Raw genomic sequence first — 24,624 nt, 5'->3', positions numbered from 1 at the left:
AGAAAATCAAGCCTCGGGAAACCTCCCGGGGCTTTTTTCTAAAACGTCAGGTCTTTTTTGTTTTATCTTTATTTTGTATGACAAAACTTGATGAAATTTTGACTGAAATTGGCGCCTCCAACCACGACGTGGTGGAGATGGATTCTGCCCACCTGAATCATAAGATGGTGCAGAAGGCTCGCCTTGGCAAGAAGCCTGTTCCCCGCCATACCCAGGATTTGATTTTGAATGCTCTCAACGCCCTTCTTCGTGAAAAGGAAGTTGAGAATGCAAAGACCTACAAACGACTGGAAATCTTTGGAGAACCTTCAGACATCTAGGCCGTCAGGCCGACCTCAAACCTCGAACCTCGCGCCTCGAACCTCGCGCCTCGAACCTCAAACCTCGCGCCTCGAACCTCGAACCTTTTATGCAGCAATACCTCGACTTACTTCAAGATATTATGGATAACGGCGTGGACCGTTCCGACCGTACCGGCACCGGCACCCGCTCCGTTTTTGGCCGCCAGTACCGCTATGACTTGTCCAAGGGCTTTCCCTGCCTGACTACCAAGAAACTGCACTTGCGCTCCATTATTCATGAACTTTTGTGGTTCCTGAAGGGCGACACCAACATCAAGTACCTCCACGATAACAAGGTGACAATCTGGGACGAATGGGCCGACGAAAATGGCGAACTGGGCCCGGTCTACGGTCACCAGTGGCGTAGCTGGCCCACCCCTGATGGAGGCCACATCGACCAGATCCAGAATTTGGTGAACAGCCTCAAGAACAATCCGGATTCCCGCCGCCACCTGGTGTGCGCCTGGAACGTTTCCGAAGTGGACAAGATGGCTCTTCCGCCCTGCCACTGCCTGTTCCAGTTCTACGTGGGCGGCGTTGGCGCCTCCGGCAAGCGTAAGCTTTCCTGCCAGCTGTACCAGCGTAGCGCAGATACCTTCCTGGGGGTTCCGTTCAACATTGCTTCCTATGCGCTTTTGACCATGATGCTTGCCCAGGTCTGCGATTACGAACCGGGTGAATTCATCCATACCTTGGGCGATACCCACCTGTACTCCAACCACTTTGAACAGGTGAAGGAACAGCTGACCCGCACTCCCCGAAAGCTTCCCACCATGAAGATCAATCCGGACGTGAAGGACCTGTTTGAATTCAGGTTCGAGGACTTTGAACTGGTGGACTACGATCCCTATCCGACCATCAAGGCTCCCATCGCAGTTTAATTAGTGGTCAGTGGTTAGTAAACAGTAGTCAGTTTCCTGCCTCTAATCACTAATCACTAACCACTAACCACTAACCACTATTTCCTATGCTTATTTCCGCTATTGTTGCTGTTTCCGAGAATAACGTGATTGGCCGCGACGGCCATTTGCCCTGGCATCTTTCTGCAGATCTCAAGCGTTTCAAGGCTATTACCACAGGTCATTCCATTGTCCTGGGTCGAAAGAACTACGACGACATTGGACGCCCGTTGCCTAACCGCGTGAACTATGTTCTGACCCGTAACGCCTCCTTCGAAGCGCCCGGTTGCGTTGTTTGCGGTTCCCTGGAAAGCGCCCTGGAAGCATCTGCTGCCGCAGGTGAATCCGAATGCTTCATTATCGGTGGGGCAGCCATCTACAAGATTGCCATGCCTCTGGTGAAAAAACTTTATGTTACGAAAGTCCTTGCCAATGTGGATGGCGACGTGTTCTTCCCGGACTGGGGAGAAGGCTGGCGCATGGTAAGCGAAGAACTTTTTCCCGCCGACGAAAAGAACGATTTCCCGACGGCCTTCCAAGTATGGGAAAGAGAGTAGTCTATGCTGAAGCTTTTGAAGAAGATTAAACGCGGACATATTCTGTGGACCATGGTTGCTGTTGGTGCAGCCTTGGTGATGGTCTTTATGTTCGACCATTTCCGCGCGGGTGGTATTGATAACAACATCCAGCGAATGGACGAGGGCTGGACCGTGACCCAGAATGGTCATGTCTACGAAGACCAGTCCATCGATGTCTACAAGTTCCCCGAAGGCCCCCTGGGCTACATGGACTCCATCACCTTCTCCAAGAGATTTGTCTTTAAGGGCCGCCCGCCTTACATGTTCCGCATCAAGGCCAACCATGCTGCAGTCAGGGTCCAGATTGAAGACTGGACCGTGTTTATGTACGGTTATGACCGCCTGATGCAGCATCGCTATATTGGCTCTGGTGTTTTCTCTGTGCCGGTTCCCTATACGGTTAACGGAAAAGTTTTGAACGTGACTTTTTATGGCGGATTCCGTCAGCCAGTGGACCGAGTCTCCACATTTGAAATGCTTTCCACGGAAGTGGCCTATACCGACTACATGGCCCGCCACGCTTATTCCTTGTACATCGGCATCTTCCTTGTGGTGCTTGGTTTTCTTGGAATCATTTTTGGACTTGTGGCAAATGCTTTCAGCAAGACCTTCTACCGATTTGTCTTGATTGGCGGCATGTCCCTTTTGGTGGGTGTGTGGAGCATGTGCTATTCCAAGGTGGTCCAGGTTTGTTCTTTGGACTTTGTCACCACAAGCTTCATGGAGTACCTCTGCCTTTACATGATTCCCATTCCCTTCCTATTGCTTTTGCAGGATATGCACAAGGGAAAGCTCAGTCCCAAGAAATGGATGTTCTTAAGGATTGTGACGGTGATTTCCATTTTGTTTGTCGTGGTCACCTCGGTTTTGCATCTCATGAATATTGCGCTCATGATGCACTTCCTTACGGTGTTCCATGTGTTCGTTTGCTTCCTTGCTGTGTATACCTTGGGAACGGGGCTCGTCTATAACAAAAAAATGGGCCTTTCGGAAAGGATCTTTGCTCTGGGCATTGTGATATTCTTTGTGGTGGGGATGCTTGACGTAACCCGTTTCCAGCTGCAGCACTTGTTCCTGTTCAGCAGCGATTTCATGAGTATGACCTGGACTCCCTGGGGCGCCTTGCTGTTTATCCTCTGCCTTATCATTGCATACGTTGTTTATGCATTCGAAGCGGTGGCCGCCAAGGCAGAAAAGGATGTGCTTACGGAACTTGCCTACAAGGATGTTTTGACGGGTCTGTTCAACCGCACCAAGTGTGAACAGATTTTTGATGTTCTCGACCAGGAAGATGGAAATTATGCCATCGTTAGCATTGACATGAATGGTTTGAAGGTGGTGAACGATTCCCACGGCCATTCCAATGGTGACCGCCAGATTTGCCGCTTTGCCGAAGTGCTTAGGGATGCCGTTGCTGGCGTTGGCACCGCGGTTCGTATGGGTGGTGACGAGTTTGTGGTGATTATCCGTGAATCCCACCTGGCTGAAATGCATATCGTGAAGGAACGTATGGACGTTCTGGCAAAGCAGTATTCCAAGGATCTGCCTGTGGAACTGGAAGCTTCCTACGGTGTTGCCCTCCGTAATGAATTTAGCGAAGGCAAGGCTAAGGATGTTTACCGTGCCGCCGACGAACGCATGTACACCATGAAAAAGGAATCCAAGTCTAAACTTGTTCGAAAGTAACAGCCGGCAATCTGGATTTCGTGTGATTTAAAAAGGGTGGCACAAAGCTGCTCTTTTCTTTTTTGTGAAAAAGAGTATAGATTAAAAATCATGATAGAGTTCAGTGTCTTATATCGTTTGGTTGCAGCCATTGGCATTGGCCTTATTATCGGCATGCAGCGCGAGCATACTTACGGTGATCAGTCGGATAGGCATCCGGCTGGTGTTCGTACTTTTACTCTTGTTGGCTTGGGTGGTGCCATGGCGGCTTATTTGTCCGCTTTGATGGGTGGCACCGCACCTTTCGTTTCCGGCTTTGTGGTTTTGGGCTTGTTGCTGATGGCGTCCCATTTACGAGCTCAGTCTGTTAATGCTGAGGTTATGGGAATTACGACTAGCGTGGCCCTTGTGGTGGTTTACCTGCTGGGCGGTCTTTGCTGGCATGGAAAGCTTTTGGAATCCTGCGTTATCATGATTGTGATTCTGTGGGTTCTCACGGTAAAGCAACAGCTTCACGATTTTGCAAAGAAACTTTCTCGAGAAGATATCTTGGCTACGGTGAAGTTCGCTGTGATTTCCGGATTGGTGCTTCCGTTCTTGCCGAACCAGGCTTACGGTCCTCCCGGTCTTGAAATCTTGAATCCACACACTATCTGGCTTTTCGTTGTCTTTATTTCGGGCATCGGTTTCGTGGGCTATGTGCTGATTAAGATTGTGGGCCCTGGCAAAGGCATTTGGCTTACCGGCTTGCTGGGTGGCCTCGCCAGCAGTACGGCCCTGACCTTGAACCTTGCGGCCCGCAGTCGCGAGAACGAGGATTACGCCAGCAACTTTACCTTGGGCATTGTCCTTGGCTGGACCGTGATGTACATTCGTTTGTACTTGATTTGCATTGTGCTGATGCCTCGCCTGGCAAGTGTACTTGCTGTGCCGCTGCTGGTGCCTGTGGTTCCCGGTTTGGGCTACGCTTTGTACCTGAAGATTAAGGATGGTCGTGAACACAAGGCCAAGTCCGCGGAATTCAACAACCCGTTCCACCTGCTTCCTGCTATCAAGTTCGGCTTTATCTTTACGGTGGTCATGTTCCTGGCTAACGCTGCCCGCGTGTACCTGGGATCTGGAGCCTTGATCGCCTGCAGTTTCCTGGGCGGTTCCGCTGAAATGGATGCGGTGGCCTTTTCCTTGATCGATATGGCTTTGAAGTCCTCCCTGGATAACCGGACCTTGGTTCTCGCCCTTTTGTTTGCCAGCTTGGCCAACACCATTACCAAGGGTTGCCTTGCATACTTCCTTGGTGCGAAGGCCATGCGTAAGCCCATCCTTCCGGCGGTGGCTTTGATTTGTATCTTTACAGGTGTGTTGATCGGTTTCTATATGGTTTAATTTCTAGCCCACAGGTTTAGTATGGCTGATATGATTTATGCTTTGACGATTGCTGGTTTTGATGGTAGCGCTGGCGCCGGGTTTATTTCCGACATCAAGACCATGGCTCACTTTGGTGTTTATGGCCAGGCGGTTTGCACGGCCCTTACGGAACAGAACGAAGATGAATTCGTTGCCCCGGGTTGGGTGATTTGGGAACGCATCGAAGCTCAGTTGGAAACCCTTTTCAAAAAGCATACTTTTAAGTATGTGAAGATTGGCTTGGTGGAAAAGGCCAAGATTCTTCGTCGCATTGTGGAATTTGTTCGGGCCAAGTCTCCGGATGCATTTATCATCTGGGATCCCATTGCAAGCGCTAGCGCTGGTTTCCATTTTATGCGTGACGCCAGCGAGTTCCTTCCTGTGATGAAAATGATTGATCTGGTGACGCCCAATGCTGTGGAATACGAATTCCTTGGCTTGGAAAAGGCTCAGGCTGCCGGCGAAATTCAGATGGGGAAGGATTGCTCCATTTTGAAGAAGGGTGGCCATTGCGAAGGCGAAGAATCCGTGGACATTTTGCTTCACGAAGGTAAGGAGTACAAGTTCTCCAGCCCTCGTTTGCCTGGCGTTGGGAAGCACGGTACAGGATGCGTTTTGAGTTCTGCAATTCTTGCCAATGTTGCCTTGGGCAAATCGCTGCCGGAAGCCTGCCAGATTGGCAAGGACTACATGAACGAGTTCCTCCAAAGCGGGGAAGGAAGACTTGGATTTGTGAAGTAGTTTTCGTATCGGAATAGCGAGATTGACAAAACTTTCACTACGTTTTGCGTGGTACCAAAGCTGCGATGCAAAAATACCTTTTTTGCACGCTTATTGGGGGCGGGCCTAAAAAAACATATACGCAATTGAACGAAATATTATAAATTATCCCGTGAAATTGTTTCTTTTTTTTTACAAATCCGCGGAGGATCCTTATGCGCCACCTTTCTGCAGTCATGGCACTCTCTTTCATGGCGACTTCTGCCTTTGCAGCCATTGTCGTCGACTTTGTGGAGCGTAACGGCTACACGATATCCAACGAAAAACTTGAGTCCGATCAGACCTCGTGGTCTTCGTGGATCAAGAACAACGGCGCATTGAAGACGACCATCAAGGGCGACAAGTTCTCGCCGGCGATTGTCGTGCCGCCTCCTGAATGCGATGCGGGTTACCAGAAACTTGTGGTAAGCTACACCAGCAATTGCGGTGATGGCAACAATATCGCCGCATACGGCTATGATGAATTTTACCCGACCGATCCCTGGTACGAGATTGGCTCGTTTAAGAGCGGGCAGGAAGTCGATGTTCAGTGCGATGCCTTTACCAAGATTGCGCTCCAGGCCCAGACATCCTCCGCAAGCGAATGCACCGTGACCCTCAATTCCGTCTTCATCGGCATGCGGGGCGAAATCCTTGTTGCCGGTGCGACCGTGCCGAACATGTCCGATTACAAGAAATCCGGCGACAGCATCTCGCTTTCGATTCCCTTCAATGCACGGCTCGACAGCATCGTTCCCTCCTTTAGCGGCTACTTCGGGAGCGTGAGCCCGTCTACAGCCCAGGACTTTACCGAAGGGCCTGTCACCTACACGTTCACCGCCAAGTCGGGCACCGAAACGCAGACAATCGTGCTCTCTATCGCGAAACTGCCGGGCGATACCAACGCCTATGCTTCTAGTTTCGTCGGTTTTTGCTCCAAGCCGGACATTGTTACGGCCAAAAAAACATATTCGGACCCTCCAGTCGAACAACTGACTCCGTCTGTTTTGGCCAAGCAGGGCGTCCTTTGCAGCGAAGGGACAAAGGTGACGCACCCCAAAGAAGACGGGGATACGGGTATCGTGCTAATCGACCTGTACAAGTGGACGCCGGACTCCATCAAGACCAAAATGTATGGGCGCTGGAATATGGACGAGACCATTGTGGGCTTCTTGCCGTCGCAACGTGCTACACTAAAATGGTATTACAAAGGTGAGGAGATGGATAGCGTGAATCTATCCAAGACAGCCTTGGACCTTGAAAATACTGTGCTGCAATTAACCGCGGAGAACCAGAAACCTGTCCATTATTACAAGTTTAAGTTCAACGGCGTTGAACCCGAGAATATTGTGTACGACATGGTCTTGATAGACACCCTCAAGTCGCGTTACTTCTATCCGAGGACCATATATGACCCGGAGACCCCGAGCGATACGGGTTCCATCATCTATGACCTCCCGTACAATTCCACTGTGGCGCCCAGATTGTTTGTTTGCGGTACGGGCGAGTTGTACTACATGAATTCGTATAAGAAATGCGATAACACCTTCCAAGTCTCCGATTCTTCCGTTGTTTCGGTCCATGGTGCCTTGAAAGGGTCTTCTGGCATGTACGTGACTTTGACCAACGGCTACGACAAGAGGCTCTACGCCATCACGCTCAACAAGCAGACAAAGGCTTGGCCCATGTTCGATGTTGCGGGTGTGTATGTGAACGATCATTCCCAGGGACGCCACTATTCGTATATCATGGCCGAGCCTGGGGATACAAAGCTCAAGTTTACTGTCCGGACAATGGCGAAGGTGGTCAATTCCGATGACGATGATTTTGGAATCGTGCCTGTGAGTACGAATCCATTTATGCAATATAGTTCCGTATTTGAGTCAAACAACCTTTGGGACACCGGCAGCAAAATCAGGATAACGGCCTCTAACGAGGACAACCAAAGGAGAATCTTGAGTGCTACGATGCAGACCAATTCCGAAAAGTCGGTTGCCGAGCTGCGCGGACTCTTTATACAGTTTGGGCCCGCCAAGTTACCCGGAACCATCGACCAAGAAAAGAAGTTTGTCCAAGTAGATTTGCCGTTTGAGATGAACCTGAAACGCGCCTCGTTCACATGGGCGGGTCCTCATGGCTCCTATTGCGAAGAGTACGAGCAGAACGAGTTCTACGACTTGAGCGACACCATCAACTTTGTCATCCACTCCGCCGACAGCACAAAGAGCGCCACGTATAAGGTGGTCTTTGTCTACAATCCCGACGCATTCAAGGATACGACCGTAAAGGATCCCTCCAAGGCGATTCCGCTGGTGATGAGAAACCTCGATGCCTCGGTGCGCTTGGCGGGTAACACGCTGTTGTACCTGGGCAACGTGGCCGATGTAAAGCGCCTGTTCGTCTACGATGCGCTGGGCCACATGGTTTACGCCAGGGTGGGCCTCGAGAGCGCCGCCATTGACGTGGGCTTCATGAACCGCGGCGTGTACGTGGTCAAGGTGGAGACATCGCACGGGCTCGTGACGCAGCGGATAGTCAAGCGGCGGTGATTCAGTCAGCGTTTTTCGGAATTTTTGAACGGTGTCTTATACTGAAAAAAGTTGTCACTGTACAAAAAGGCAGGTGCAGTGCAGGCTGTGTCAAGTCAATTCGTACACGGAGCCGTTGCTGCGAAGACACATTTAAAAGTCTGTATTTTGATTGCGAAGGCGCAGAATCCGTGGACATTTTGCTTCACGAAGGTAAGGAGTACAAGTTCTCTAGTCCTCGTTTGCCTGGCGATGGAAAGCACGGCACCGGATGTGTCTTGAGTTCAGCAATTCTTGCCAATGTGGCCTTGGGCAAGTCGTTGCCGGAAGCCTGCCAGATTGGCAAGGACTACATGAATGAGTTCCTCCAAAGCGGGGAAGGAAGACTTGGATTTGTGAAGTAGTTCTTGCTTTTCTCAATAGGAACTTAGTATATTATGTTAGGGTGGATAATCCACCCTTTTTTTGTATATCCCTCGACAAGGACCTGGGTCATTGTGATTTAGGAAATGCGTTCCATAGGATTTTTTTTCTGTGGAAAATATTCAACAAAAATATGGTATGCCCGAAAATAGGGATGTTGTTTTTATTTTTAAATATAATTATATTGTAGTTACATCCTGTGAGGTTCTATGGAGATAGAATTTGAATGGGATGAAAATAGTTACGAACTTTGGTTGTGGTTTATACAGAACGGATTGTTCAGGACGAGATTGTCGTTAATCGAATTATCAGTGCAAGAAAAGCGACAAAAAAGGAGTTCCGGTATTATTGGAATGCTCGCAAAGAGGATGGATTATGAAAAAAGAGTATGACTTTGAAAAAATGAAGGGTGTGCGAAATCCGTATGCTTCTGCATTGAAGAAACAGATTACCATTCGGTTGAATGCTTCAACAATTGAATATTTTAAGGCTCTGTCGGAAAAGAATGGGATTCCGTATCAAACTTTAATGGATTCATATTTGACGGATTGTGCCGTTCATAAACGCGAACTTAAAATGGAATGGAAGTAGCGAGATGGACGCCCTTCGGGCGTTAGCAACGTCGCCTCGGCAATGCCGATGAGCAAGCTCCTCGGCGCTGCGCTCGGCTCGTATACAGTCGACCTCCCGACCTACGGTCGTGAGTTCATATCATTATGCCTAAAAACAAGAAACCCCTGCTTTTGCAGGGGTTCTCTTGTTTCTCGGAATAGCGAGATGGACGCCTTCGGCGTCACCGGCTGCGGCTCGGTCATGGAAAAATGTGAACATTTTTCCGCGACGCTCACCTTGCACGGTACTCGAACTCACTTCGTGAGTTCTCGCATCTCGGCTTATACAAATAAAAAAGAAAAAGACACCGTAAAGGTGTCTTTTCCTTTTTATCGGAATAGCGAGATTGTGCTCTACGAGCACCTGTAACATCGCCTCGGCAATGCCGATGAGCAAGCTCCTCGGCGCTGCGCTCGGCTCGTATACAGTCGACCTCCCGACCTACGGTCGTGAGTTCATATCATTATGCCTAAAAACAAGAAACCCCTGCTTTTGCAGGGGTTCTCTTGTTTCTCGGAATAGCGAGATTCGAACTCACGACCTCTTGCTCCCGAAGCAAGCGCTCTACCAGACTGAGCTATATTCCGTTTTGTGAGTCCAAATATAGATAGAACATTGGACTTTTTAAAGGGGAAAGCGACAAAAAAGTGAAAAATTTCGATTTTTTGCCGTTTTAGCCTTTTTGGCGCTATTTCTTGGCTTTTGGCTTGCCCTTGGAGTTCAGTTTCGGGGCCGGTTTGCCCAATTTCATGATGCTGGAACCGGCGTTATCGGGTTCAACCTTGTACAAAACGATGCGATTGCTCCATTCGGTGCGGGCCTTACGGTCGATAATGTGCTTCACATTGCCGTATTCCGGGTTTCCGCCACCGTGAATGACTCGCAGAACGCTCAAACCGGCAATCAGGAGGTCGTCGATGCGGCGTTCCACAGCGGCAGCAGCCTCTTCGGAGGTGTAGCCGTGAAGGTCGATTTCATCTTCGGGTACGGGAAGTTCCCAGCTGGAGGGGCTGCGGCGCATTTTCTTACCGCGGGGGCCACGAGTCTGGGGGCGGGCGGCCAGTTCGGCTTCTTCAGCCTGCAGGCGAGCCTTGTCCTTGTCTTCCATGTGGTGGTTCATGATCCATTCCAGCTGGAAGCGTTCTTCTTCGTTAAGTTCAGTAGCCATATAAAATCTTCTAAATGCCTTTCGTTTTTACGGGGGACAAATTTAGCAATTTTCTCAGAATTCTATATTTCGCCCATAACGTTTTTAAAGGAATCTGCTTGATGGCAAAAAAACTGATTTCATTGCTGTCCTTGCTTGTTTTCGCCCTGGCCTTTACCGGTTGCGAAGATAATGCCCTGGCAAATAAGGTTCACAAGGTCAGCGACCTTGGTCATAAGAAGGTGGGCGTCCAGATTGGTAACACCGCCGACATCTATGCTTCTGAATACGGTGGCGATACTGCCAAGATTCAGGTGGAACGTTACACCAAGTTGGCCGATGCCGTTCAGGCTTTGAAACAGGGCAAGATTGACGCCGTCCTTCTGGATGACCAGCCGGCAATTTACTTCGTAAAGCAGAATCCCACACTTCGCATTTTGGAAGAAGCCTTTGTGGAAGAAACCTACGCTGGCGTCATTGCCAAGGAACGTACTGGTCTCTTGGATACCTTCAATCTGGCTTTGAAGGAAATGCGCGAAAATGGCATTTTCGATTCCTTGATGAATACTTACATCAACGGAACCGGCGAATTCCATTATGCCCAGAAGGTGAAGGAAGGTGAACATTTGGTGCTGGCTACTAACGCCCAGTTCCCGCCCTACGAATACCATGAAGGTGAAAATATTGTCGGCCTTGAAATCGAACTGGCCTACTACTTGGCCGACAAGATGGGTCGCGTGTTGGAAATTCAGGATATTGAATTCGACGCCGTCATTAACGCTGTAAGTTCCGGCAAGGCTGATCTTGGTCTCTCTGGCTTTACCGTTACTGAAGAACGCAAAAAGTCCATTAACTTTACTGACAAGCTGGTGGACAACAAGGTCGTGGTCATGGTCCGTAGTGACATCAAGCCCAGCGACCTGGACAATAAGGTTTTTGCTGTTAGCGATCTTGGTCATAAGAAGGTGGGCGTCCAGATTGGTAACACCGCCGACATCTATGCTTCTGAATACGGTGGCGATACTGCCAAGATTCAGGTGGAACGTTACACCAAGTTGGCCGATGCCGTTCAGGCTTTGAAACAGGGCAAGATTGACGCCGTCCTTCTGGATGACCAGCCGGCAATTTACTTCGTAAAGCAGAATCCCACACTTCGCATTTTGGAAGAAGCCTTTGTGGAAGAAACCTACGCTGGCGTCATTGCCAAGGAACGTACTGGTCTCTTGGATACCTTCAATCTGGCTTTGAAGGAAATGCGCGAAAATGGCATTTTCGATTCCTTGATGAATACTTACATCAACGGAACCGGCGAATTCCATTATGCCCAGAAGGTGAAGGAAGGTGAACATTTGGTGCTGGCTACTAACGCCCAGTTCCCGCCCTACGAATACCATGAAGGTGAAAATATTGTCGGCCTTGAAATCGAACTGGCCTACTACTTGGCCGACAAGATGGGTCGCGTGTTGGAAATTCAGGATATTGAATTCGACGCCGTCATTAACGCTGTAAGTTCCGGCAAGGCTGATCTTGGTCTCTCTGGCTTTACCGTTACTGAAGAACGCAAGAAGTCCATTAACTTCACCGACAAGCTGGTGGACAACAAGGTGGTGATTCTTGTTCGCACAGGTGAACTGGATGCGACTCAGGAAAGCTTCGGTGACAAGTTCCACAAGAACTTCATCAAGGATAACCGCTGGAAGTACATTGCCGAAGGTCTCCGTAACACTTTGATTATTGCCTTCTGTGCCGCAATTCTTGGTATTTTGATTGGCTTCCTGGTGGCCATGGTTCGCGTGAACCACGAATTTAACGGCAAGTACAAGATTGCCAATTGGTTCTGCAAGGCATATCTCGCCATCATCCGCGGCACTCCTATGATGGTGCAGCTGTTGATCATCTACTACATCGTATTCTCTTCCGTGAATATCAACAAACTGCTGGTGGCTGTGATTGCCTTCGGTATCAACTCCGGCGCTTACGTTTCTGAAATTATCCGCGGCGGTATCAAGGCTGTGGATCCGGGTCAGATTGAAGCAGGCCGCAGTCTTGGCTTGAAGTTCAAGACGGTGATGATTCACGTGGTTTATCCCCAGGCATTCAAGAATTCCTTGCCGGCTTTGACCAACGAATTTATTTCCCTCATCAAGGAAACTTCTATTTGCGGCTACATCGGCCTTACTGATTTGACTCGCGGTGGCGACATTATTCGAAGCCTTACTTACGAAGCCATGTTCCCGCTGTTGTCTGTGGCTGTGGTTTACTTCATCATCGTGGCAGGTCTTTCTGCTTGCGTTGCCCGTCTTGAAAAGAGACTGAAGAAGAACGAACGCTAAGGAGGATGTCATGAGTGAAAAGCAAGTAATGATTGAAGTGAAGAACCTCTGCAAGTCCTATGGCGACAAGCAGATTTTGAAGAACATCAATGTGGAATTCCACAAGGGTGACGTGGTGGCTATTATCGGACCTTCCGGTTGCGGTAAGTCTACTTTCTTGCGCCAGTTGAATTTGCTGGAAAAGCCCACCAGCGGCGATATTCTGCTGGACGGCAAGAGCATTCTTGACAAGAAGGTTTCTAAGCCTTCTATTCGAGCCCGCGTTGGCATGGTGTTCCAGCAGTTTAACTTGTTCAAGAACATGACTGCCTTGGAAAATATCATGTTCGCTCCTGTGAAACTGGGCATGATGACTAAGGCTGAAGGTGAAAAGCGAGCCAAGGAACTTTTGGAACGTGTGGGCTTGGCTGATCGTGCGGACCATTACCCGGCGCAGCTTTCTGGTGGTCAGCAACAGCGTGTGGCCATCGCCCGCGCTACCGCCATGAATCCCGAAGCCATCTTGTTTGATGAACCTACCAGCGCCTTGGATCCTGAAATGGTGGGCGAAGTCCTGAAGATTATGAAGGACCTTGCACAGTCTGGCATGACCATGCTGGTGGTGACCCACGAAATGGGCTTTGCCCGTGAAGTGGCTAACCGCGTGTTGTTCTTTGCCGATGGCGTCATTAAGGAACAGGGAACTCCTGAGGAAATCTTTGAGCATCCCAAGGATGACCGCCTGAAGGATTTCTTGGCGGCCATCAAGAAGTAAAAACTACTTGACTCGAATAACGGATTGGCGGATTGCCTTTCCGTTTTTCATTTCACGCATTAGGTAGACGCCTGCCTGCTTGGGGGAAGCCTTTAGGGCGTTTCCGTTCATGTCGAAGTACTGGATTGCGGTTGCGGACAAGTCCAGGGGAATTTGACGCAGCTGGGCGATGGCCGTGGTGCTGGAGTCTGAAACAACCGTGGAATCCTTGCCAGAATTTTCGCCAGAATCGCTGCCGGTTTCTTCGACGGGAATTTTTATGGTAATTGTGAATGTCACCTGTTTGTTTTTGTAGACAACAGCCTGCTTGATGGTGAAGGTGTCACCCGGCTTTACCAGGTTAGGCATGTGCCCCACCTTGGTAGTCATGGTGTTGAGATTCACGTTGGAGAATACGATACTGGGGCCGTTTGTATTCCACTGGGCAACGGCGCCCTTGGTATCAAACCAGTGGCCGGTGCCTTCGCCGGTGGTTTCGCTGTTCAGGTAACCATCGGGTTCAACGGCGTAGAAACTAGTCTTGGTTGCAATTTCGTTTTGTGCGATACCGAGTGCTTCGGCGACCTTTGCTCCCTGCAAATCGACGGTCACAGGGGCGTAGCTGTCGCTGATGGGCAATTCGGTGGCGAGGGTAATTTCGGTTTCTACGAAAGGTTCTGCATTGTAATCGGTGCAATCGCCACCGAGGCAGAAACTGAGGCTGTTTCCGCTAACACTGACGTCCGTGAATTTCAGCCCAGTTTCTGCGCCGCTGTACCAGCGGATTGCCGGATACATCGCGTCAGAAAATACGTTATAACTCCCGCTGAAGAATGCTCCCGCACGGCTTCCTGGTGAGGGCCACTGGTCGTTTTCGGGATCGCTGTTCTTACCCTTGGAATCTGCGTGTACAATTCGCAGTCCTAGTTTATTTGCCGCAGAATTCCCTTCGATGGAGAAGTCGTAATGCTGCATCAGAATGCCGCTGCCTTTCAGCGATTTGTTTCGTCCATCGTTTTTCACGTAGGACCAGACTAAGCCTTCCTTGTCGGGGCGGGCGGGGTTCTTGAAGCGGTAACATTGTTCCCCTGCAGTTGTAGAAACCTTGCCGATGTCTTCTGCTGTTACATCTACAAAGGGAATCCAGCCTTGGTCTGCGCGGTAGAAATCGTTGATTGCAATCGGATTCAAGTCGTTTGCGCGGTTTCCCATGGTGCAGTAGTCGCCGTACCAGTAAAGGTCGGGCCAACCAAAAACCATGTGTCCATTTTCATGAATGAAAACATAGATGGAAAATTTGCCCGGCATGTCCGTCATCTGGTGCTTCTGAAGTTTGACTCCATCGCGAGTTTCATTGGACCAGCCGGCGTGAGGCCAAAGTCCCTGCCCCCATGTTAGACCGGGACCCGCGTACACGATATTGATGGCTTCAGTAATGCCGTCTTTGTCGTTGTCGTAGCGGGAGTAATCCACCAGGGAATCGAAGTATTCAAAAATTTCTTTGACCAAAACATCGGAACCGGAATAACCTTCCAGCCCTTCGTAATAAGACTTTGGATACTTGGCTCGGTACCAGCCGAAGACTTCGTTGGTAAAATCCAGTTGGCCATTGGAGACATCCAGATAGTAATCACGGACCGAACCGTTACAACCGTCACGATTGAAACCTTCCTTGTTCAGCCAGTCGGAAATTTCTTCCTTGGTGACAGGTGCTGTTTGATCTGAAAAGTCTACCAGCAGGGTGAGACCGTAGATTTTCCCCTTGGGGGAGGAGTAGTGGCTTTTTTCCATTGGTGGAGCAAACATCACGCTTGTCGTCCCTGAATTTTTCCAGGCGCCTCGCGAGTTGTCGAACTTTGTGATGGCTTCGTCGGGCCAAGCCTGAACTCGCTTTCCCTGATAGACTATGTCTGCAAAGGACGTGCCGCAAAGAGCGAACACTAATCCGCCAAATACCCAATTCTTCAAACATCCCATAATTACACCTTTTTATACAATATACCCAAAAATGAGGTCTGTCAAATCCTTTGTTTTCAATTGTACACTGGATTAGGTGCATTTTTTATGAAATCCTACACGTTTTTGCTTAAATTTGTAGTATGAAGAAAAAACGTCTCCTTTCCGCTGCTGTTACTTTGTTTTTGGCCTCTATGGCCAACGCTGCTGTTCAGGGTTCTGTATTTAATGAATCTGGCGCACCCATTAAGGATGCTGTGGTTAGCATTAAGACCTTGCCGAACCTTTTACCCGATGCTCGAACCCTTTCCAATGCTAAGGGTAAGTTCACTATCAAGGACAAGGTTGCCGATCCTCAGGTTTTGATTGTCCGCAAGACCGGTTTCTTGCCGGAAACTTTGTCTGTGGCCGCTGTCGTCGATCCCAAGAACCCGGCCAAGATTATTTTGAAGCGCGATCCCATCGAAGACCAGATTGACTCTTTGATGTCTGGCATGACCATCGATGACATGATTGCCCAGATGACCCAGGCCATGGTTCCAAATGTAAAATGCGGTAACAGCATTTGCGGTTCTGCCTTGCAGGGTGGTGGTGCCTATGCTGCAGAATTCTACAAGAACGCCTGGGCTCAGAAAATTCCTGTGAGCTATGGTAAGGATAACGTTCATGGTGTTGCTGATGTTATCAATGCTACGGTTTATCCTCATAACATTGGCCTCGGTGCAACTCGAGATTCCGCTCTTGTTCGCCGTATTGGTAAGGCTGTTGCCGAAGAAATGTGGGCTGCCCACATTGATTACAATTTCGCGCCTGCCTTGAGCGTTCCTCAGGATGAACGTTGGGGACGTACTTACGAAGGCTTTGGAGAAAAGCCGGAACTTGCTATTGACTTGGGCTCCGCATTCCTTCGCGGTATGCAGGGGGACCATTTTGACGCAGAATGGCGCGTGGTGGGAACCATCAAACACTTTATTGGCGATGGCGGAACCGACAAGGGTTGGGACCGTGGGGATGTGAAAGTGAACGACAAGAAGATTCGTGAACTTCATTTGCCGCCCTACGTTGCTGCTGTAGAACAGGGTGCCCAAAGTGTGATGGCCAGCTTCAATACCATCCGCGGTGTCCATCAGCATGTGGACTCCTTGCGCCTCACCGGCTGGCTGAAAACAGAACTTGGCTTTGACGGTTTTGTAATTGCGGACTGGGAAGGCATTCAGCATTCCACAACTCCGGGTAACGCAGGTGACTACTCCGGAAAAAAGACCAACATCTCTAGCGAAGAAGCTGTCCGTCGTGCCATTAACGCAGGTATTGACTTGGCCATGGTGCCTTCTTCTGCAGAAGCTTTCATGGAATCCTTAAAGACCTTGGTTGAAAAGAAAAAGGTTTCCGAAGAACGAGTCAAGGACGCTACCCGCCGCATTCTTCGAGTGAAAATTCGTGCGGGTCGATTTGAAAATTCCATGGGCCCCGCCAAGTATGTGGGTGTCGCAGAAAATATCGGTAGTGCAGCTCATCGATCCCTTGCCCGCGAAGCTGTGCAAAAGAGCTTGGTCCTTTTGAAGAATGAGTCTGTTCTTCCCTTGTCCAAGGCGGCTCCTGTTTTTGTGACTGGATCTCATGCCGATAATACTGGCCTTCAGTGCGGCGCATGGACTCTGGGTTGGCAGGGTACCCGCGGTGAAGTTCCGGGTGCAACTTCCATTCAGGGCGGTATCGATCAAGTTGCCGTTGGCGCTCGTACCGAAAATCTGGACAGTGCTGGTACCGTGATCTTTGTAATCGGTGAAACTCCTTATGCTGAATGGTTCGGCGATTTCCGTGAAAAGGATTTTGACAACAAGTTGTTTACCACGGAACGTTCCCATATGACCCATTTTGAAAACACCAAGGCTTATGAAGAACAGATGAAGGCTTGGAAGGATGCTGGTAAGAAGGTTGTCCTGGTTCTCGTTTCTGGACGTCCGCTGCCCATTACAAATCTGATTAACTTGTCTGACGCCTTTGTGGCCGCCTGGCTTCCGGGCAGTGAAGGCGCAGGTGTTGCCGACGTTCTCTTTGGTAACGTAATGCCTTCTGGTAAGTTGCCCCACACTTGGCCCAAGAATGCTAAGCAGATTCCCATTAATGATGGTGACGGCAAGAAAGGACTTTATCCCTACGGATTTGGCTTGAGCTACTAGAAATCATAGACACAGACCTTGAATGCCGTGGACAATACGTCCATGGCATTTTTTGTTTGGGAGGTATGTTTTTATTGCCATAGGGTATTTTTATGGTACGTACGTATGGAGATGTCATGAAAAAGCTTTTTCTTTCGATGGCCGCTGCGGCCTGTTTCGCAGGCGTTGCAAATGCTGCGCCGGATCCTAATTTCCACATTTATCTTGCCTATGGTCAGTCCAATATGGGTGGCACTGCCGAAGCTCAGAACGCCGACAAAGTGGAAAATCCCCGTTTCAAGATTTTTGCTTCTCAGAAGTGCAGCGGCAAGGGCCGTAACACCTTGGGCGAAGTTTATCCTGCAGTGCCTTCGTTGTTCAACTGTGGCAACACTATTTCTGTAGCGGACTGGTTTGGTCGCACCATGGCGGACAGCATGCCCGATGTGACCATCGGTATTGTGCCTGTGGCTGTAGGTGGTGCAAGTATTAAGTTGTTCGACAAGGATCAGTATTCCAGTTATCTTTCTACAGCCGAAAGCTGGCTAGTGAACTACGCCAAGGAATATGAACCCAGCGGAAACGTTCCCAAGGCTATTATTGATATTGCCAAGAAGGCCCAGGAAGTTGGCGTTATCAAGGGCATTATTTTCCACCAGGGCGAAACCGATGGCGGTTATCCTGACTGGCCGAAAATTGTGAAGAAGACCCGCGATGATTTTCTTTCTGCCTTGGGCATGAGTTCCGACTCCGTTCCTTTCGTGGCTGGGGAATTGCTCCGTGAAGGTTGCTGTTATTCTAAGCGAGTTTCCGAGTTGCCCAATTCCATGGACAACACCTATTTTGCATCCTCAGAAGGTTTGGGAGGCAATGGGGTAGACCGTTACCACTTTAGCCACGACGCCTATGTGACTTTGGGTAAGCGTTATGCGGAACAGATGTTGAAGGCTATTAACCGAGCCCCTGTGGAACCGGTTCCTCAGAAACCATTCAAGGGTAAAGCTTTTGCTGTTCCCGGCAAGATTGAGGCTGAAGATTTCGATATTCCTGGCGTGGGCAAGGGAAATGATTCCTACTATGATAAGGATTCTCAGAACCATGGCGATAGCGATTACCGCAAGGATACTGGGGTTGATCTTTACAAGAAGGCCTCTGGTGTTGTCGTTGGCTACAATCAAGCTGATGAATGGTTGGAATACACAGTGAATGTTGCTAAGAGTGGTGAATACAATCTGTTTGCCGCTGTAGTTTCAGATAATGGAACTGCAAGTTTTAAATTGTCCGTAGATGGTGAAGACATTACTGAAAAAATCACGGTCCCTCGACAAGAAGGAGGCTTTGAAGATTTTGGTGACTTTGATAAAGTTGAGTCTACCGTAAAATTGACCGAAGGGGAACATATCCTGCGCCTTACCGTAACTGGTGACTGGTTTGATATTGATTACTTGCAAATTTCAGAACCAGGGCCAGAAGCATGCCCAACAGGTGAGGACGATTGCCCCGATTGGTGTCCGGATGGTTCTTGGAGTACCAATTGTGAGGATGCCATTCTTTCCAAGGTTGTGGGCGTTGCCCATGGAAAACAATCCTACAATGTGTTTGACATGAACGGAAAGTTTATGAAGCGCATCGATGTGGTTGGTGACAACTTTGAAGCCGGTATGAAATCTGTGGGCTTCCGCCAGGGAACTTATGTATTGCAGGCTGTAGGTGCCGTAAGTCGTGCCTATAAAGTGACTGTGAAGTAAAAAAAAGAGGTTGGCTCATCGTAAATTTGCGATGGGCCTCCTTTTTTGCTGGGCGTGCAATCTTGCGTGCATGATGGTGCATCCTCTTCTTTCGGGGGTCATATTTTTTGCGTAAGATGGTGCATCCTCGTCTTTTAGGGGTCATATTTTTTGCGTAAGATGGTGCATCCTTGTCTTTCAGGGGTCATATTTTTTGCGTAAGATTGTGCATCCTTGTCTTTCAGGGGTCATATTTTTTGCGTAAGATGGTGCATCCTCTTCTTTCGGGGGTCATATTTTTTTGCGTAAGATTGTGCATCCTCGTCTTTTAGGAGGTGAATCTTTTGCGCGGAATAGCCCGCCCGCTTTTTTCAGATGGTGAATTTTACGCGCAGAATTGGCCACCTTCTTTTTTCTGATGGTGAATTTTATGCGCGGAATAGCCCACCCGCTTTTTTCAGACGGTGAATTTTACGCGCAGAATAGCCCGCCCGCTTTTTTCAGATGGTGTATTTTTTGCGCGGAATAACCCGCCCGCTTTTTTCAGATGGTGTATTTTTTGCGCGGAATAGCCCACCTTCTTTTTTCAGACGGTGTATTTTTTGTGCATGATGGTACAACCACTTCTTTTGGGGAGCATATTTTTTGTGCAGAAAAGTGCGTCCTTTTTTTGCAGAGGGAAATCTTGCGCGCAAGATGGTGCAAGGTACAAAAAATGCCCTTTTTAGGCTGTTTTGGCTGTTTTGCTACTCTTGAAAGGGGAGAGTATATTTTCTATATATGCATAAAAATGCATAAGTGCATAGACTAGCGCCGGCGGTTCGATAAATTTGCTGACGTTTGGATGTGCGAAGTATAAAGGCCTAAAATGACTTTACGCGAAGCTTTTGAAAGTAAGATGTTGCTCCTTGACGGCGGTATGGGTTCCGTGATCCAGACCTATGGTATCAAGGGTGCCAACAATGACATGCTCTCCATTGAACGCAGAGATGTGATTCTGGATATCCAGCGCCGCTATGTGGACGCCGGTGTGGATTGCTTGACAACCAATACCTTCTCCAGCCAGCGCGTGAGCCAGCACGAATACCATCAGGAACACCGCATCGCCGAAATGAACCGCGCCTCCGTGGCCATCGCCAAGCAGGCTGCTGCCGAAGCCATGGAAAAGTATGGCCGCAAGGTGTACATCTTGGGTGATGTGGGCCCCACCAGCAAGATGCTCTCCATGAGTGAGGACGTGAACGATCCTGCCAGCCGTAGCATTACTTTTGATGAATTGGAAGATGCCTACCTGGAACAGATTCAGGTGTTGGTGGAAGAAGGTGTGGACGCCATCCTCATCGAAACGATTTTTGATACGCTGAATGCCAAGGCCGCTGCCAGCGCCTACATGAAGGTGAAGGAAAAGACCGACCGCCCCTTGGAAGTCATGTTCTCCATGACGGTGAGCGACGCCTCTGGCCGTACCCTTTCTGGTCAGACCGTGGAAGCATTCGCCATCAGCGTCATGCATGTGAAGCCGCTGTCCATCGGCCTCAACTGCGGCCTCGGTGCCGACGGTATGGTGCCTTACCTCCGCCGCATGGGTAAGGTGGCTCCTTGCTTTATTAGCTGCCATCCTAACGCAGGTCTCCCGAACCAGTTCGGTGGTTACGATGATACTCCCGAAGACATGGTGAAGAAATTGCAGCCCTACATGGACGAACACCTGGTGAATATGATCGGTGGTTGCTGCGGTACTACTCCGGAACATATCGCTGCCATGCGCAAGATGTTGGACGCTCTGCCGGCGGATTATGAACGCCGTAAGCCCGCTCCCGCTTTCGCCACTTCTCCGCTGCTTCGCCTTTCCGGTTTGGAACCGCTGTTCGTAAACCAGGTCCGCCCTAGCAATGGTGCCGACAACTGCAACGCCGAAGATTTCGTGAAGGTGGGCGAACGCTGCAATGTGGCAGGTTCCAAGAAGTTCCTCCGCCTCATCAACGAAAAGAATTACGATGAAGCTTTGGACATTGCCCGCAAGCAGGTGGAAGACGGTGCCCAGGTCATCGACGTGAACATGGACGACGGTCTCCTGGATGCCAAGCAGGAAATGCGAACTTTCCTCAACTTGTTGGCTTCCGATCCGGCTATTAGCCGCGTGCCCATTATGGTGGATAGCTCCCGCTTCGAGGTTATTGAAGAAGGTTTGAAGTGCGCCCAGGGTAAGTGCATTGTGAACTCCATCTCTTTGAAGATGGGTGAGGAAACTTTCATCGAGCATGCCATGACCGTGAAGCGTTTGGGCGCTGCTGTCATCGTGATGCTCTTTGACGAAGAAGGTCAGGCCACCAATTATGACCGCCGCGTGAATATTGCTTCTCGTGCCTACAAGTTGATTACCGAGAAGTGCGGCTTCGATCCTTCTGATATTATTTTCGACCCCAACGTTTTGACGGTGGCTACCGGCATGGCGGAACACAACGCCTACGCCCATGACTTTATCCGTGCCTGCCGCTGGATTATCGATAACCTGCCGGGTGTTCGCATTTCTGGCGGTCTTTCTAACTTGAGCTTTGCATTCCGCGGAAACAACTACCTCCGCGAAGCTATGCACTCTACCATGTTGCATTTGGCAACTCCCAACGGCATGGGCATGGCCATCATGAATCCTGCTGCGGAAGTGGCTTACAAGAGCATTCCTATGGAACTGCGCATGGCCATTACCGAAGTGTTGCTGAACACTCATCCGGAAGCCAGCGAAGAACTGATTGAAATCGCCAGCCGCATGAACGCTGCTGCTGCCAAGGCTAAGGAAACTGGCGCTAAGTATGATCCCAAGGCAATTTTTGCTGTAAGCGTTGGCGCAGGCTCTAGTGGTTCCGATAGTGCAGACACAGGTGCCGCTGCTGTTCAGACCACTCCGGAACAGCGTTTGCAGGAAGCTCTTTTGAAGGGAACTTCCAATACCCTCCAGCCGGATTTGATGGAATTGATTAACCGTGGCGATAGTCCGGTGAATATTATTTCTGGCCCGCTGATGGATGGCATGAATGAAGTGGGCCGCCGCTTTGGTGCTGGTGAAATGTTCCTCCCGCAGGTGGTGAAGACTGCTCGTACCATGAAGAAGGCTGTGGAAATTTTGCAGCCCTACATTGAAGCCGGTAAGTCCGAAGGTGGTGCAGCATCCCGCGGTAAGATTGTGATTGCCACCGTTAAGGGTGACGTTCACGATATCGGTAAGAATATCGTTTCCGTGATCATGGCTTGTAACGGCTTTGAAATGGTGGACCTTGGCGTGATGGTTACTGAAGATGTAATCGTGAAGGCCGCCATCGAACATAAGGCCGACATTTTGAGCCTCTCTGGCCTCATTACTCCGTCTCTGGAAGAAATGTGTACTGTGGCCAAGTGCATGCAGGAAGCTGGTCTTCGCATTCCTATTATCGTGGGCGGCGCAACCACTTCTCCCACCCACACTGCAGTGAAGATTGCTCCTTGCTATGATGGCCCTGTGTTTCATGTCCGTGATGCCGCCAGCAACCCGGGCCTTGCCGCAAAGCTTTTGGATCCCGCTACCCGCGAAGCCACCATCGAAGAAAACCGCAAGGAACAGCAGAGAATTCGCGACGAACAATCTGGCAAGGTTGCCGCAAAGGCGGTCGCCATGGCCGCCGCAGAAAAGACCCCTGTGGAACGCCGCTTTGCTTGCGACTGGTCCAAGTATAGTCCGGTGCAGCCGCCCTTCTTCGGCGAAAGCAAGCTGCCGCCCATTGCTTTGGAAAAAGTTATCCCGCTCATCAGCTGGGAATACTTCTTCTTCACTTGGAAGGTGAAGGCTGATTGCGACGAAGGCCAGAAACTCCGCGCCGACGCTGAAAAGTTGCTTGCCGATCTCAACAAGCCGGAATACAGCCTCCGCGCCGTACAGGCTTTCTATCCTGCTGCAGGTACCGAGTCCACGGTCCTTTTCAACACGGGCCGCACCGGCACCGCTGACGACATCGTGGAAGTCTCCACCGCCCGTCAGCAGAATCCGGAAGGTACTTGCCTTGCCCTCTGTGACTATGTGGCTCCCGCCGATGCAAAGACTGATAGCGTTTACGCTTCTGTGGTTTGCGACAAGGTCTTCCGCGACATCGTGGGTGCCTTCGCCGTTACCGTCAGCGACGCCTTCGTGAAGCGCCTTGAAAAGTTGAAGGCTGAACAGGGTGGCAGCGACTACGATGTTCTCTTGATGCAGACTGTGGCAGACCGCCTTGCAGAAGCAGGTGCGGAATATCTGAGCCAGCAGCTGGCTGCCAACAGCAACTGGAAGGGTATCCGTCCGGCTGTGGGCTATCCGGTGCTTCCCAACATCAAGGAAATCTTCAACGTGGCAAAGCTCATCGATTTCGACAGCGTAGGCATCAGCCTCACTGAAAACGGCGCTATGTACCCGCAGGCATCTGTCAGCGGCCTCTACATCAGCCACCCGGAAATCGAATACTTCAATGTGAAGGTAAACTAGGCCTTGAAATTGCCGTGGTAGTTCCAGCTCCATTGAGCGGGATTCTCGGCGATCCAGGTTTCCACTTCTTTAGCGATGCTCTCTACCAAGGGGGCGTCGCTATTTTTGTGGGCGTCGCTTATAGTAGCGTCGTATTTGGGTGGATAATATTTTTCAAAACGGATGACAATCTTTCCGCGCAATCCACCTTCAGTAAATGTGCGGAAGGTGACAATGCCTGCGCCCATTTGGTTCACCAATTCCGGCAATCTTAAATACAGCGTGGAATCTTGTCCAAAGAGCTTGACCTTGTTGCCCTTGGTGTGCTTGCCTTGATCAAAGACCATGGCCAAGATGCCGTTTCCACTGACTGGTTCGCCATCCATTACTTTCTTAACTTTGAATAGGTTGCGAATCAGAGCCCGGGATTCATCTGGACTGTATTCTGTAAGATGGGGGTCGCTGCGCAGTTCCTGAATTACTTTACGAAGAGATCCGTTGCCTAATGTGTCTGTTACAAGATGTACGTTGTTGCTGTAGCGGCAGAGGCTGCGGTGCAACAATTCAAAGGAACCTTGGTGGATACTGATGGCGGCGATGGGACCCTGTGCAATAGCATCCCGAATGATTTCCTCGTTTTCAAAAACGATGCGGTCGGTGACGCTTTTCATTCTTGCCAGGCCGCGGTAGGAATCGATGGCATTCCAGTAGATTCCCTTGAACATATCGTCGGCGAAACATTCGCTAAACTCTGCGCCAATTCCGTCGCAGTATGACTTTGCGTTTTCCAAATGTTTTACAACGCGGCCGTAGGCCCGTTCCCGATGCAAATGCTTATAGATGGGATACGCTAAAAAGAAAATGAACGCGAAAACGAAGTTTGGCAATC

At 49.9% G+C, this 24,624-nt stretch carries 19 protein-coding genes and 1 tRNA gene; 15 read left to right on the top strand and 5 right to left on the bottom strand.

Translation table 11 applies throughout. From position 1 onward, the window contains the following. Positions 1 to 77: 77 nt before the first annotated feature. From MJZ25_06350 to MJZ25_06305, 10 genes are all read left to right on the top strand, one after another. Positions 78 to 320, top strand: coding sequence for a hypothetical protein (locus MJZ25_06350; GenBank protein MCQ2123790.1), 243 nt, complete (start codon positions 78 to 80; stop codon positions 318 to 320). Between the two features lie 89 nt (positions 321 to 409). Next, entirely contained in the window at positions 410 to 1,222 is an 813-nt protein-coding gene (locus MJZ25_06345) for a thymidylate synthase (protein ID MCQ2123789.1), read from the top strand. Positions 1,223 to 1,308: 86 nt separating this feature from the next. After that, entirely contained in the window at positions 1,309 to 1,797 is a 489-nt protein-coding gene (locus tag MJZ25_06340; protein MCQ2123788.1) for a dihydrofolate reductase, read from the top strand. A gap of 3 nt (positions 1,798 to 1,800) precedes the next feature. Continuing rightward, positions 1,801 to 3,504 (top strand): GGDEF domain-containing protein, encoded by a 1,704-nt coding sequence (locus MJZ25_06335; protein ID MCQ2123787.1) that lies wholly within the window; start codon positions 1,801 to 1,803, stop codon positions 3,502 to 3,504. 90 nt (positions 3,505 to 3,594) lie between these two features. Further along, a complete protein-coding gene (locus MJZ25_06330) occupies positions 3,595 to 4,866 on the top strand; it encodes an MgtC/SapB family protein (protein ID MCQ2123786.1) in 1,272 nt (423 codons plus the stop codon). A 21-nt stretch (positions 4,867 to 4,887) separates the two neighbouring features. Then, on the top strand, positions 4,888 to 5,628 hold the full coding sequence (locus MJZ25_06325; protein MCQ2123785.1) for a hydroxymethylpyrimidine/phosphomethylpyrimidine kinase: 741 nt from the start codon (positions 4,888 to 4,890) through the stop codon (positions 5,626 to 5,628). A gap of 194 nt (positions 5,629 to 5,822) precedes the next feature. After that, on the top strand, positions 5,823 to 8,195 hold the full coding sequence (locus MJZ25_06320) for a T9SS type A sorting domain-containing protein (protein ID MCQ2123784.1): 2,373 nt from the start codon (positions 5,823 to 5,825) through the stop codon (positions 8,193 to 8,195). Between the two features lie 170 nt (positions 8,196 to 8,365). Beyond that, positions 8,366 to 8,578, top strand: coding sequence for a bifunctional hydroxymethylpyrimidine kinase/phosphomethylpyrimidine kinase (locus MJZ25_06315; protein MCQ2123783.1), 213 nt, complete (start codon positions 8,366 to 8,368; stop codon positions 8,576 to 8,578). Positions 8,579 to 8,972: 394 nt separating this feature from the next. Further along, on the top strand, positions 8,973 to 9,188 hold the full coding sequence (locus tag MJZ25_06310; GenBank protein MCQ2123782.1) for a BrnA antitoxin family protein: 216 nt from the start codon (positions 8,973 to 8,975) through the stop codon (positions 9,186 to 9,188). Between the two features lie 186 nt (positions 9,189 to 9,374). Further along, positions 9,375 to 9,578, top strand: a complete 204-nt coding sequence (locus MJZ25_06305; protein MCQ2123781.1) for a hypothetical protein — start codon at positions 9,375 to 9,377, stop codon at positions 9,576 to 9,578. 144 nt (positions 9,579 to 9,722) lie between these two features. Here MJZ25_06305 and MJZ25_06300 read toward each other — a convergent pair. Both MJZ25_06300 and MJZ25_06295 read right to left on the bottom strand, forming a co-directional pair. Next, positions 9,723 to 9,796, bottom strand: a tRNA-Pro gene (locus MJZ25_06300). A gap of 101 nt (positions 9,797 to 9,897) precedes the next feature. Beyond that, positions 9,898 to 10,377: a Smr/MutS family protein gene (locus MJZ25_06295; GenBank protein ID MCQ2123780.1), complete on the bottom strand. Its 480-nt coding sequence runs from the start codon at positions 10,375 to 10,377 to the stop codon at positions 9,898 to 9,900. 101 nt (positions 10,378 to 10,478) lie between these two features. On the opposite strand from MJZ25_06295, the gene MJZ25_06290 reads away from it, so the two are divergent. Together MJZ25_06290 and MJZ25_06285 are read left to right on the top strand one after the other, a co-directional pair. After that, positions 10,479 to 12,689, top strand: a complete 2,211-nt coding sequence (locus MJZ25_06290) for an ABC transporter permease subunit (GenBank protein MCQ2123779.1) — start codon at positions 10,479 to 10,481, stop codon at positions 12,687 to 12,689. Positions 12,690 to 12,717: 28 nt separating this feature from the next. Further along, complete coding sequence (locus MJZ25_06285) at positions 12,718 to 13,443, top strand: amino acid ABC transporter ATP-binding protein (GenBank protein ID MCQ2123778.1); 726 nt, start codon at positions 12,718 to 12,720, stop codon at positions 13,441 to 13,443. 3 nt (positions 13,444 to 13,446) lie between these two features. Here the strand turns inward: MJZ25_06285 and MJZ25_06280 are convergent, their stop codons facing one another. Next, the gene (locus tag MJZ25_06280) at positions 13,447 to 15,399 is read right to left on the bottom strand and encodes a M6 family metalloprotease domain-containing protein (GenBank protein ID MCQ2123777.1); all 1,953 of its coding nucleotides are present in this window, start codon (positions 15,397 to 15,399) and stop codon (positions 13,447 to 13,449) included. Between the two features lie 122 nt (positions 15,400 to 15,521). Between MJZ25_06280 and MJZ25_06275 the strand changes: the two genes are divergently transcribed. Beyond that, a complete protein-coding gene (locus tag MJZ25_06275; protein MCQ2123776.1) occupies positions 15,522 to 17,561 on the top strand; it encodes a glycoside hydrolase family 3 C-terminal domain-containing protein in 2,040 nt (679 codons plus the stop codon). 116 nt (positions 17,562 to 17,677) lie between these two features. Next, on the top strand, positions 17,678 to 19,288 hold the full coding sequence (locus MJZ25_06270; GenBank protein MCQ2123775.1) for a carbohydrate-binding protein: 1,611 nt from the start codon (positions 17,678 to 17,680) through the stop codon (positions 19,286 to 19,288). Between the two features lie 479 nt (positions 19,289 to 19,767). On the opposite strand, the gene MJZ25_06265 is transcribed toward MJZ25_06270, so the two are convergent. Next, entirely contained in the window at positions 19,768 to 19,962 is a 195-nt protein-coding gene (locus MJZ25_06265; protein MCQ2123774.1) for a hypothetical protein, read from the bottom strand. A gap of 173 nt (positions 19,963 to 20,135) precedes the next feature. On the opposite strand from MJZ25_06265, the gene metH reads away from it, so the two are divergent. Next, a complete protein-coding gene (metH, locus tag MJZ25_06260; protein ID MCQ2123773.1) occupies positions 20,136 to 23,756 on the top strand; it encodes a methionine synthase in 3,621 nt (1,206 codons plus the stop codon). Here the strand turns inward: metH and MJZ25_06255 are convergent. Next, positions 23,753 to 24,526: a lauroyl acyltransferase gene (locus MJZ25_06255; protein ID MCQ2123772.1), complete on the bottom strand. Its 774-nt coding sequence runs from the start codon at positions 24,524 to 24,526 to the stop codon at positions 23,753 to 23,755. The genes metH and MJZ25_06255 overlap by 4 nt on opposite strands. Between the last annotated feature and the right edge of the window lie 98 nt (positions 24,527 to 24,624).

The organism is Fibrobacter sp., from assembly GCA_024399065.1.
In the GTDB taxonomy this organism is placed as follows: Bacteria; Fibrobacterota; Fibrobacteria; order Fibrobacterales; family Fibrobacteraceae; genus Fibrobacter.
Note: the sequence above shows the minus strand (reverse complement) of the source record. Positions and strands in the feature narration are given on the sequence as shown.